The sequence below is a fragment of the Parashewanella hymeniacidonis genome (genome assembly GCF_016900895.1).
GTDB lineage: Bacteria > Pseudomonadota > Gammaproteobacteria > Enterobacterales > Shewanellaceae > Parashewanella > Parashewanella hymeniacidonis.
The window spans coordinates 1-12,052 of sequence record NZ_JAFEUN010000046.1 but is presented as its reverse complement, the minus strand read 5'-3'; the positions used below and the strand labels follow the sequence as shown (position 1 = coordinate 12,052).

The following is a 12,052-nucleotide window of genomic DNA, read 5'->3' as shown; positions in this document are numbered from 1 at the left end:
CAGCTTAATCGTGCTGAGCCATAAAATTCGATACGGCACTCAATACTTCATCTCTTGCATCTTCAAGGATGTAATGGCCGCAATCATCAAACTCATGAACTTCAGCATTCGGAAATCGTGTTTTCCATTCTGCCAAGAAATGCTTATCAAATACAAAGTCTTTTAAACCCCAACATATAAGCATCGGCGTATCTTTAAAGGCTTCGAGGCCAGCAGCAATATCTGAAACCAATTGATAATTTCTATCTTGAGGAGTCATTGGAATATCTTGTACGAATCTCAATGTAGAAATTCGGTTTTTCCAAGAGTTGAATGGGGCGACATATGCTTCACGGACAGCTTTTGGCATCGGCACACGTTTTACGCCAACATAAGAGGCTGCTGAAGAAAATGCATTAAAGCCACGAACCAGTATGCTACCAAGCAAAGTATTACGGCAAATCCACAGAGCAATGGGCAACGGCTTTGACTGAGGTAAGTGAAACGCTCCTGTATTTAGAACAACCAATCGTTTGATACGATCTGGATGTCGAGCAGCATAACCCATACCGATCATTCCGCCCCAATCATGAACGACCAGAGTAATATTCTCTTTAACGTCTAGATGTTCTAGTAATGCTTCTAAATCGTCAATACGGCTTTTTAAGGTGTAATCGTATGCATTATCACCCGGCTTATCAGATAAACCACAACCTATATGATCTGGAACAATACACTGATAATCTTGCTTAAGCTGCTCAACTAAGTTGCGATAGTAGTAACTCCAGCTTGGATTTCCATGAACCATGACGACAGGTTCACCACTTCCTTGATTTAGATAATGCTGTTTTAAGCCATTGCGTTCAAAAAAGTGTCCCTTACATGGCAATAATGCCGATAATTTATCTACGTCTACCATTTCAACCCCAACATCATGCAGTTCAAGCCACTCCCAATACCTAAGAAACTGACTTGGTCGCCTTTTTTTAAGAAGCCTTGATCATGAGCAATTGCAGCCGTTACAGGTAAAGATACGGTCCCCATATTGCCAAGCTTTTGGTAGGTGGGGAACTCTTTGTCAGACGGAATATTTAACGCATTGAGCACTTGCTTTCTATTTGCAGCACCAACTTGATGACAAATCACTTTATCAACTTGCTCAACTAACCAATTACGTTGTTGTAAGAAGTGTTCCCAAGTATGCTTAGCGAGTTCTACACCTTCTTTTAATAGAGCAACGGCGTCAGTTTTCATAAACTCACGATACAAGTGTTGTCCTGTTTCTTGAAGCCCCCACTGACATAATTCGTGATGCTCTGGAGCTGAAAGATGAGATGCACCAAGCAACTGATGCTGACGTTGGTTTTTAAGTTCGAAACTGCCGTCAGTTAAAATTACAGCAACGGCACCAGAACTGCCTGTTAAAGTCGCTAACGACAAAGCAAACTTTTGCATGGTCGGCTCTGCAAGCATATCTTCAATCGTGCTATCGACAATATCTCTAGCAGACTCAGCTGAAACGACCATTCCTGCTTTGATCTGTCCTAATTCGATACGGTTTGCAATATCTAAAATACCAGACAATACACCTAAACAGGCGTTACTGATGTCATAAACAGCTGTGTGTTTAGAAACACCAATTTCTGAGGCAATGCGACACGCTGTTGCTGGCTCATGTTGATCGCGGCAGACGCCGGTGTATACGACAACACCTAATTCATTTACATCGATTTGAGTTTCATCAATGGCTTTTTTTGCAGCCGTGATTGCTCCATCTGATAAACGATGCCCTTTGGGCCACCAGCGACGCTCTGTTATGCCAGTTAGAGCAGCAAGTTGCCCCACAGGAATACGAAACTTTTGATAGATAGGCGCTAAACGAGACTCTAAATCATTACTCGATACCACTTCTGGAGCGAGTTCATAAGACAGGCTATTTATGAAAACCCGAGAATATTTCATGTAAAAAATTAGACTAATTCAAATTAATGCGACATTTGACCAAGAATTTGACGGATATTCAATAAAAACCGTCATTTTAACTGTATTTTATTCGTGTTTAGCAATGATTCTTCATTAAAGATAAGCTTTAAATAGTCATTTAAAACAATACCATACTATCAATACAACCTATTTTAACCAAAATTTCACAAAATCATGCTCACTTGCACTTTTTTGCATCGATAATTAAGTTTCTTGGTGTCACTGACATATCGCAAAATGTATTAATACTTACTTTGTAACCATGTTGTTCAAGGAAAAGCGCTCTGTCATAAGCAAGCCACATTTCAAGTACATATCGAAAAACGTGCCTAACTAAATCAATTTGTTTAGAGGTTCGATGCCTTTGTGCGCCAATAGTTAAATACTTTTCAAATTCAACTTCTTCATTATAAATGATATTTTTTACATCAAAGGCCCAGTAACAGAAGTGTTCAAATGTACCACTTAACTGACTTTGTTTTACTGTAGGTAAAGGGAGATATTTTTGAGAGCCCAGTAGGTCTCTTTGTAGTGCATCAAAGCTCAGTCGCCAATGCACTTCTCTGTTCCGTAATTGGTTGTGTTTTTCGTTGGCAATCAAACTGTGTTGCAATGGTAACCTAAGATCAAATTTACTGAATATTAACTCACTTGATTTAGCGGGTTGTGACAAAGGCTGGTATTGCTCATCTCGAATCAAATGATAACAACATGGTGAAATAGTAAGCTTTTTCGTTTCGGCTTTAGCTCCTTGCTTGAGCAGCTCTACATGAAGATCACCACAAGCATGCAGTGCGAGCGCATGTTGCTGCGGTTTAAATAATTTTGAGTCACATTCAAAAGCATCTCCATGAACAAACATTTGGTTTATACCATGTTTTTTTGCTTGAATCTCTCCGAGTTCGCACAGTTGTTGCTGCCACTCTAAACTGACCACTTCTGATTTATAAAACTTGCCGATAAGTCGCCCTAAGTGCCCTTTTCCAGCACACCACTCTAAATAAGAATTTGGTGCTTCCCCCTCTTTTAAAGCAGCGTTAGAGAATTGAGTTATTTGTTCCCATTTTCGACCTTTTATACCAGACGAAATACGCCCTATATCAGTTGCGATTTGTTTCTTTTCTATTCGAGAAACAAAATCGGGTCGAGCATCGAAAAGTGTTTTATCAAACGCATTATTGCCGAGATCTTGATTCAGCTTAGGAAGCAGTAGTTCTATAAGTCGTTGGTGGTTTGCGTCTATATTGTCAATGTCTTCGTTGGATAGCTGAGAGACAAATTGATATAAAACAGGGTACTCCAATTGCCAAGGGATATCGAGATGTACAAAAGCCACAATTTGCCAAAGACTTTTAGTATTCACTAACACATTGTTTACAGCAGCAAAAGCTTTGGTAAAATCAACCAAAATAACTCCTACAAAAAAATAAAATGATTAATTCACCTTGTGTTGCCCGCTGTGGTTTAAATGATGATGACTTTTGCATGGGTTGTCATCGTCATATTGATGAAATAGTAGCTTGGGGCAAAATAGATGACGAACAAAAGCTGATTATTCTAGCCAAATTAGATGAACGAAAAAAGAAGTTTCAAGGTGAAAATAATACTGGCATTCTATCCAGAGATAAATGGTTAGAATCTGAGCGGAACATAAAGAAAAACAACAAAAACAGTTAAGAATTAATCAAAGAATTCAAATTGTAAATCATCTTCATTTGCGGATGGTAATTCAGCTTCATTTACGGGTGGTAAGTCAACGTTGGGTTCGTCGTCATCTGAAGTTTCTGATTCAAATAGGATATTTTCGTTTAATTCAAATGGCTCAGGCTCAAGCTTGTCGCTCAAATTACTCAGCTTTGTAGCTCTATCAACAACCGAAATTGACTGGTTTAAATCGGTGGGTTTAACTTTCGGCACTAACTTTAGCATCCACTTCGGATTTAGTTACTAATAGATCTCGTTTTGAAAACATGAAACTATATATTGTATACTTCTCAAAATCTTGTTGTTCTTTCGATACTTTGTCTGAATTATGTAACCAGGATCTCAATAGCAAGCGATACAGAACTACCTCCCATTCCTCTTTTACTCCAGTAAAGAGATTTTGTGCCCCAAAGTGACATATGTCTTGATTCTAGCAATCATTTGAGAGTTATAATAAAGCATATTCTCTTGTTGAGGAACGCCGAACGGGAAGTTCTTCGGGGAAACTCACTTCATTGTGATACGGTGAGAATAAAATGTCTTTTACATCCAAGTACAACTTTAACTGGTAACCAATTTCATATACTCGTTTGCTCGCCTGGTTAACCCAATCTTTAAGATCTGCGGGTTCAGGATAGCCGTTTTTCTGTTGCTCCCCCATACTGACGCTTCTTTTGTACCCTAGCTCGCGTTTACTCTCAAAGTGATTTGTTAATATAGGCTCTGAATGCTTTTGGGGATTACCCTGAAGAACAAATTGTTTAAAACCAACATGTTTAGCACTGATCTCAGTACCTTCTTTAAGTTTAAAAACCTGTTTCTGATCATGATCTTCCTTTGAAGTATGAGCAGTTTCTTCGAAGAGTGTTTTATCAAGAAATTTATTAAACAGATAATCTCACTCTCATCGTCTATTGCTTGGTGTTCTACGAAAAAATCTAATCCAGAATCAGTTACTTCAGCTACCTTTCGGCCAAAAAAAGAAACAGTATATTCAAAAGTAGAACCATCCGACCTTTCTATTGCACAGTCTGGTTGCAGCCGGTCAAAGTGGAATGATCTGTAGCGATGTGAACTAACTCATTGATTGATTGTGCGGAGAGAGATAATTTCAGCGATTCAGACATAAAATAAATGAGTAACCTTTTAATCACTACTTATCTTTATTAAGCCAACAAAAAGTGGGTTTCTCTACTTATCTAAAAAACCATTAACCATATGTTTAAAAAGAACTATTTCTTTATTTCTATACGTCATAAAACAACAGTTCTTTATACTCTTAACTCGTACTCAGCCCGATTGAAACCATCAAATACAGCAAAGCTAGGTACCAGGAGGACACGTTGAGCTTTCTGAGTTCAATTTTGATGCTCTGGCAATTGATTTGATTCATACGCATCCGAATAAGCGTGATTATTATCTCTGTGCTTAGCTTCATCCTCCCTGACAGCTAAAAGTACATCCTTTAATTTAGCCGCTTCGCTGAGCCCATAGTAGTTAATTGCAATCTCAGGCGCTCCAATATTATCAACATTACCCAAATCGACTTGTTCAATATAATCGCTGTAACTTTTACACGCTTCTTCTTCGAAGTAACCTACAATTCTATGTGCAATTTTAGGTGTAAATAGATAAATAAAGCCATAAACTAGAATGAACGCACCTTGCCCTAGAAAAACCAGTAAGCGCTCGACCCAGCTTGGTTTTGCAATTTCAAGGAAGATCATCAAATGCATTCGCTCATTTTCAGCTTCATCAAGTAAATCACGTATCCAGCCGCCATCGTCTTTCATTCTGCGCAAAGCTTTTAAGTGATTAAACATCCCTGCAACCATACCAGGCACAGCTGCAATGGTTTCCAGAATAACGGCTCTTTTAGCATATTGAGTGCCATAAAATACATTCAAAATAAACTTTAAACTTTGAGTGATTTTATATGCTACTTTCTCGGAAAGTTTAGTCGGTGTTCGATGCTCTAATTTAAATACAGTCATTTCAATTCCTAACATCTGTCTATAGGAAAAATTTCATTTCGATAGGTGTGTATATTCCGACACACCCATCATTAGAAGTAATAAGTTAGTAACCAGCTGTGGCTGCTTTGGTTTTATGCCCTAACAAACCCAGCACGTTATTCAAGAGCCCTGATGCACCAATACGCAGCTTTTCGGGATGTTCACTCCACTCTTTACCAAATAACTCTGTTGCCATATCTATATACTGCTTCGCATCTTCCGCTGTACGTACCCCACCAGATGCCTTGAATCCCACACGACCTTGAACATTCATATTTTTAATCACATTGAGCATGGTTTTAGCTGCCTCAGGGGTTGCATTAACATCAACCATTCCCGTAGACGTTTTTACCATGTCTGTGCCCGCCTCTATTGAGATTTCGGTAGCTCTACGAATAAGGGATTCATCCTGTAATTCACCAGATTCAATAATGACCTTCATTAACGCTTTATCACCAATCACATCTCGGCACGTAGCTAAAAGCTTGAATCCAATCTCTTCATTACCCGCAATAAGAGCTCTATATGGGAACGTTACATCTATCTCGTCAGCACCGTACTCAAGTGCCGCTTTGGTTTCCCTAACAGCGATTTCAATATCATCACCGCCATTAGGAAAATTGGTTACGGTAACTAACCGAATATGTGGTGTACCTTGCTCCTTGAGCTGCTTTCTAGCTGCAGGAATAAATTGAGGGTAAATACATATCCCAGCTGTAGTTCCTGACTCTGTTTTCGCTTGTTTACACAGTGCAATGATGTCACTTTCTGCTACGGTATGGTCCAAAAGAGTCAGATCCATAAGTGCAATTGATTGTTGTGCGTAATACTTGTTGTTTTTCATAATGTGTTCTCCAGCATCAAAAATAATATCTACAATTCTTCTGAAATATCCCTTTCAATTCTTGATGCGGATTATAGAAATAGAGTAGATTCTGTAATAGATACAGAAATCGATTTTTAACCTATAACAGTTTTAATGAGTAGTAAAATGGCCAAGTACGAAGAGTTAATGGAAAGTATCATCACTCAGATAAATGATGGTGTTTGGGAGATTGGTGAAAAGCTACCTTCTCTGAGAAAACAAACCCAAATTTCTGGGCTAAGTTTGATGACGGTTTTGAATGCCTATCAAGCTCTAGAAAGTCAAGGCGTTATCGTTTCACATTCCCGTTCTGGGTATGTCGTAGCGCCTAAGATTATCCAGCCTGCTTATAAGAGGACTAATCCAGATTTTGAAGCTATTGAAAAAGTTGATATTAACGATATTATTTTTGATGTTTTACAGAACAGTCGGCGTCCTAACTTAATTAATTTTGGTTCGGTATATCCTGATGCATCCTTGTACCCTCGGGCTCAAATCAATCGTTCTCTTGCAAATGCAGCTCGTACAATGCCAGCTTCAGCCATGATCGATAACTTCCCTCCTGGTAATGAAGATTTACGTCACATTATTTCCCAAAGATATGCCGCCCAAGGTATGAGTGTGTCACCGGATGAAATCGTCATCACTTCAGGTGCACTAGAAGGGTTAAATTTGTGCTTGCAAGCAGTGACGACTCCCGGGGATTGGGTGATTGTTGAATCTCCAAGTTTCTATGGTTCATTACAATCATTACAAAAACTGGGGCTGAGAGCACTTTCAATTCATACTCACCCACAAACAGGCATCGACTTAAAAGCACTTGAAGTAGCTTTAAAGTCCCATAATGTTAAAGCTTGCTGGCTAATGACCAATCATCAAAACCCAATGGGCTTTACGCTTCCTGATGAGAATAAGCAACAACTGTCACGATTATTGAGTAAGCACAAAGTTTATCTCATTGAAGATGACGTTTATCATGAACTGTATGCAGGAAGTAAGAAGCCATTACCAACTAAAGCATTCGATCACAGAGACATGACATTACATTGCTCTTCATTTTCTAAATCCTTAGTCGCAGGCTTTCGAATTGGTTGGGTGGCGGCAGGTGCAAAAGCTGAACAAATTCAAAAATTACAATTGATGTCAACAATGGCTGCAAGTGCACCCATGCAGCTCGCACTAACGAATTATTTAACCACCCGAAGCTATGAAACGCATCTACGCCTGTTAAGAAAAACCTTAGCACAAAGAAAGTTTGCGCTCTGGAAAGTTCTCAATGAACACATGCCTAAATACGTAAAAATTAACTATTCAGAAGGAGGATATTTTATTTGGGTAGAGTTACCTGAACATATAGATGCTAGATACCTCTACTCTGCTTCTTTAGAGAAAAATATCAGTATCGCACCAGGCGCTATGTTCTCGTTAACGAAACAATTTCAAAACTGCTTTAGGCTCAACTCTTCATTTGAGTGTAATGAAAAGCATATAAAAGCGATTAAAACCTTGGCAGACTTAATCGTCGAGTTAAATAAAAACGCCCCAAAATAGCATGAGGCATTTAAGGTTATAAACCTAATACATTAACTTTCACGCAGTAAGCTTGAGCAGTTTTGAGAAAGTAATTGCCAACAACGCCATAACCCGAGTATCGCAACAACTATCGCCCCTGAAACTGGTGCAACTAGCCACCAATCCCAATGCATATATACATTAAGTTCGAATACTTGAGTTTTAAGTAAGTAAAGCGCAAATTCTGCAACCCAAACCGCTAGTAATCCAGCTACAGCACCCAGAATACCGAACTCAAGCACGGTTGATGATCTTAATAACCAACCTGAGCCACCAAATGTTCGTAACACGGCTAACTCACGTTTACGGCTTGCCATACCGGCTTCAGTTTGTGCAATTAACACAAGTGAACTTGCGAGAATAACCAGCACCAAAACCAGTGTTAATGAAAGCGATACTTGATCAATAATTTGCCTTAACTGTTCAACCATAGCGCCGACATCAATAATCGAAATAGTAGGGAATTGTTTAATCAACTCAAGGACAACATCATCCTTGCTTGCCGTAGCACCATCGAGGTGAAAACTTGCAATTGATGTATAGGCAAATGAAGACAGCGTTTCTTTAGTAAAGATCATAAAGAAGTTTGGTTGTAAGGTTTCCCAATGCACTTTTCGAATACTGGCCACTGTCGAGGTCACATCTCGCTGATCTATCGTAAAAGTCACAGTATCGCCAAGCTTCAAACCCAAACGTTTAGCTACGCCCTCTTCAACAGACACTTCATTTGGCTTTTGATTAAAATGCCCTTCTAAAATATCATTATTGGGAGGTAATGCATCACGCCAAGTTAAGTTGAGCTCGCGATGAAATCCCACACGCCCTTTTTCACCAGTATTTTGTTCTGCTTTGGTAATAAACTTTTCACCATTAATGGCCGTCATTCGACCTCGAATCACAGGATAAATATCAGTCGCTTTTAAGTGATGTTTATTAAAGAAGGTTTCCAACGGTGTTGTGTCTTCTGGAGCAATATTCACCAAAAAGTAATTGGGTGCATTTTCAGGTAACTGCTGCTGCCACTCCTCTAATAAGTCTTGTCTTAGTGCAAAGATGGTTAGCAGTAAAACCAGCGCAGAGCTAAAGCCCACAAGTTGTACCGCATTTTGTCTTGCTCTTCGTCTTAAGCCAGCGAGAGCAAGTTGCAGCGGATTACTGATTTTTAAACCAGCACCATGCCCTAAACGGATCATGATATAACCCACCAGCATTAACAACATTGCTAATACCACAACCGTAGACATCACAATCAACGTCAAAGTCAGGTTTTTGGAATAGATATAACCTAAAGCGCCCAGTGCCGTTAAACTCAGAACCACGTTTAGCCACTGACCAATTGGGATATGTTGTAATTGACGTTGCAATACTCTCAACGGCGGGATGCTCAATAAACGCATCAGAGGGTAAGCTGAAAACATAAAGGCACTGAGCAAACCAGTACTGACTCCGAGTACAATGGGTCGGGTCATGGACGGATCATAACTTGCGATATCTGCGGGTAAAAATGCGGTTAAACTGATATCGAGTAACCAGCCACCCAATAAACCAAGCGCAATACCTAATATACAGATTAACAACAAGTGAAAGCTGAAGATAAAGCGAATTTGTTTAGCGCTTGCACCAAAGGTTTTTAGCATGGCTACAGCATCATAGTGACGTTGGCAATAACGTTGAGCAGCAATACCAATTGCAGTACATGCCAAGGCAATACCTAACAAACTGGCTAATAACAAAAACTGCTCTGCACGTTTAATTGCACCAGCCAATGGGGAATCACCACTTTCGACATCTTCCCAATCTTGAGTGCTGTTCAAAAGTGGTTTAGCAAAGGTTTCAAATGATTTTAATTGATCATCTGAACCCGTAAACTGATAAACATATTTAATACGACTGCCGGGCTGAATAATCTGAGTTTTATCCACATCCTCAATGCGCATCAATACCACGGGGGCAGAAGCAAAAGGATTAAAGCCTGCATCGGGAAGCCGAGAAATTCGTGCTGCCATGTTGAAATTAGACAGACCAATTTCGATTTGCTTGGGTTGATCGAGTAACCCCGCTAAACGAGTTTCATACCAAACAGAACCTAACTTAGGCAAGCCTTTAGCATCACCAGATGAAAGCTCAATTTTACCTTTTAGTGGATATTTGTCTCCAACCGCTTTAATGGTAACCAATTGAAACTCATCACCCGCATAGACCATAGACTGAAACTCCATATTGGTCACACGCTGCAAGCCTAGCTCATCTGCCTTTTTAAGAATGGTTGTATCCAATTTAACTGGCGAATCTATCACTCTATCTGCGGCAATAAACTTACTGGCTTCACCAGAAATGGCCGTTTGTAATCTTTCACTGACTCTGGATAAACCACTAACTGACAACACAGCCAAAGTGATTGCCAATAGAATCAACACCAGTTGACCTTGCAGCAATTCACGTCTGAATAAACGCCAAGCTAAACTAAACTCCATCAGCTCGCCCTCTTTCATCTATTTCAGTTATTTCAGCAAGCTGGCCATTTTCCATTCGAACTTGACGATGACACTTGCTGGCCAAATCCATATCGTGTGTCACTACAACTAAGGTTGTGTCACTCTGCTCGTTAAGGTCAAACAACATACGCTCAACCTTAGCGCCATTTTCACCATCCAAATTACCAGTAGGTTCATCAGCAAACAAAACCTTAGGTTCGCTGATAAAAGCTCGTGCAATCGCCACTCTTTGCTGCTCACCGCCGGAAAGTTGCTTTGGCAGATGCGTTAGACGATGGCTCAATCCAACTTTATCTAACATATCTAACGCTTTTTGTTTGGCGTTTTTAACACCAGCTAATTCAGCAGGCAACATCACGTTCTCGAGCGCTGTTAATGTATCCACCAGCATGAACGACTGAAAAATAAAACTGACTTTATCTTTACGTAACGCCGCTTTTTGTTCTTCGTTTAAATTTGATAAAGCAACCCCATCGAGTAGCACTTCACCAGACGTCGGCGTATCTAATGCCGCAAGCAAACCAAGTAAGCTTGACTTACCCGCACCAGAGGGACCAACGATAGCAATGCTATCTCCCTGCTTGACTTCTAGGTCAATGCCCTTGAGGATATTAAGCATACCTTCTTGAGTTTTTACCGATTTTTCGAGGTCGACGACTTTTATGGCTGGATTTTTTTCTTTATTTACACTCAAAACTCGTTCCTTACAGACTGATAAACACAAAGCTATGCCTTTAAAACATAAATTACTGGCGGCTGTGCTGTTTACTTTAACAGCTTCTCCCGCCTTTGCAGACACTATATTAATACTCGGAGACAGCTTAGGTGCAAGCTATGGAATGGATGAAAATGTAGGTTGGGTTGCTAAATTACAAAAGCAAATGCAAGAACATAAGATTATTAATGCTTCTGTTAGTGGTGAAACGACGGCTGGTGGATTGCGTAGACTGCCCGCCCTACTTGAATCGACTAAACCTAATGTGGTTTTTATTGAACTTGGTGGCAATGATGGTTTACGTGGCTTCTCACCTAAAAAGCTGAAATCAAATCTTACAAATTTAGTGAAACTATCTAAAGCAGCAAAAGCCAAAGTTTTAGTTAGTGAAGTAATGGTTCCACCTAATTACGGTCCTCGATACAGCAAAAGCTTTATTCAGGTCTATAAAGATTTAGCTAAAGACTCATCGATTACAGTGATTCCGTTTTTTATGACTGAAATTGCCCCGCATCCTGAAATGATGCAAAAAGATGGTATTCACCCGAATGAAAAGGCGCAGGGTAAGATTGCGGAATTTATAAAAAATTATTTTAAAAATATTAGGGGCTGTTGATCTTTGTTTAATAATTCAGCTGAGCAATAAATCGCCTTAATCGAGGCGGAAATAGTGCAATTTAGTCATCTAAATAAACTATTTTTAACACAGAGTAAGGCGATTTAG

The 12,052-nt window shown here is 39.6% G+C and carries 12 protein-coding genes; 3 read left to right on the top strand and 9 right to left on the bottom strand.

The window, feature by feature from the left end; genetic code table 11:
* Positions 1-4 precede the first annotated feature (4 nt).
* From JQC92_RS10780 to JQC92_RS10770, 3 genes are all read right to left on the bottom strand, one after another.
* Entirely contained in the window at positions 5-898 is an 894-nt protein-coding gene (locus tag JQC92_RS10780) for an alpha/beta fold hydrolase (RefSeq protein ID WP_204999665.1), read from the bottom strand.
* Complete coding sequence (locus tag JQC92_RS10775; RefSeq protein ID WP_204999664.1) at positions 892-1,941, bottom strand: 3-oxoacyl-ACP synthase III; 1,050 nt, start codon at positions 1,939-1,941, stop codon at positions 892-894. The genes JQC92_RS10780 and JQC92_RS10775 overlap by 7 nt, the downstream gene beginning before the upstream one ends.
* 199 nt (positions 1,942-2,140) lie before the next feature.
* On the bottom strand, positions 2,141-3,370 hold the full coding sequence (locus tag JQC92_RS10770) for a methyltransferase (RefSeq protein ID WP_204999663.1): 1,230 nt from the start codon (positions 3,368-3,370) through the stop codon (positions 2,141-2,143).
* A 23-nt stretch (positions 3,371-3,393) separates the two neighbouring features.
* Between JQC92_RS10770 and JQC92_RS10765 the strand changes: the two genes are divergently transcribed.
* Positions 3,394-3,639: a DUF1289 domain-containing protein gene (locus JQC92_RS10765; protein ID WP_239480516.1), complete on the top strand. Its 246-nt coding sequence runs from the start codon at positions 3,394-3,396 to the stop codon at positions 3,637-3,639.
* Between the two features lie 3 nt (positions 3,640-3,642).
* Here the strand turns inward: JQC92_RS10765 and JQC92_RS10760 are convergent, their stop codons facing one another.
* The 4 genes from JQC92_RS10760 to deoC all read right to left on the bottom strand — a co-directional run bounded on the left by JQC92_RS10760 (position 3,643) and on the right by deoC (position 6,525).
* Positions 3,643-3,879, bottom strand: coding sequence for a hypothetical protein (locus tag JQC92_RS10760; protein WP_204999662.1), 237 nt, complete (start codon positions 3,877-3,879; stop codon positions 3,643-3,645).
* 235 nt (positions 3,880-4,114) lie between these two features.
* Entirely contained in the window at positions 4,115-4,327 is a 213-nt protein-coding gene (locus JQC92_RS10755) for a hypothetical protein (RefSeq protein WP_204999661.1), read from the bottom strand.
* A 697-nt stretch (positions 4,328-5,024) separates the two neighbouring features.
* On the bottom strand, positions 5,025-5,660 hold the full coding sequence (locus JQC92_RS10750; protein ID WP_204999660.1) for an alternative oxidase: 636 nt from the start codon (positions 5,658-5,660) through the stop codon (positions 5,025-5,027).
* An 85-nt stretch (positions 5,661-5,745) separates the two neighbouring features.
* Complete coding sequence (deoC, locus tag JQC92_RS10745; RefSeq protein WP_204999659.1) at positions 5,746-6,525, bottom strand: deoxyribose-phosphate aldolase; 780 nt, start codon at positions 6,523-6,525, stop codon at positions 5,746-5,748.
* A 147-nt stretch (positions 6,526-6,672) separates the two neighbouring features.
* Between deoC and JQC92_RS10740 the strand changes: the two genes are divergently transcribed.
* Positions 6,673-8,097, top strand: coding sequence for an aminotransferase-like domain-containing protein (locus JQC92_RS10740; protein WP_204999658.1), 1,425 nt, complete (start codon positions 6,673-6,675; stop codon positions 8,095-8,097).
* A 32-nt stretch (positions 8,098-8,129) separates the two neighbouring features.
* Here the strand turns inward: JQC92_RS10740 and JQC92_RS10735 are convergent, their stop codons facing one another.
* Together JQC92_RS10735 and JQC92_RS10730 are read right to left on the bottom strand one after the other, a co-directional pair.
* Positions 8,130-10,592, bottom strand: coding sequence for an ABC transporter permease (locus tag JQC92_RS10735; RefSeq protein WP_204999657.1), 2,463 nt, complete (start codon positions 10,590-10,592; stop codon positions 8,130-8,132).
* Positions 10,582-11,307 carry an ABC transporter ATP-binding protein gene (locus JQC92_RS10730; RefSeq protein WP_239480515.1) on the bottom strand — a complete coding sequence of 242 codons (726 nt, stop codon included), beginning with the start codon at positions 11,305-11,307 and terminating at the stop codon, positions 10,582-10,584. The genes JQC92_RS10735 and JQC92_RS10730 overlap by 11 nt, the downstream gene beginning before the upstream one ends.
* 34 nt (positions 11,308-11,341) lie before the next feature.
* Here JQC92_RS10730 and JQC92_RS10725 point away from each other — a divergent pair, with 34 nt between their 5' ends.
* On the top strand, positions 11,342-11,944 hold the full coding sequence (locus JQC92_RS10725) for an arylesterase (RefSeq protein ID WP_204999681.1): 603 nt from the start codon (positions 11,342-11,344) through the stop codon (positions 11,942-11,944).
* Positions 11,945-12,052: the final 108 nt, after the last annotated feature.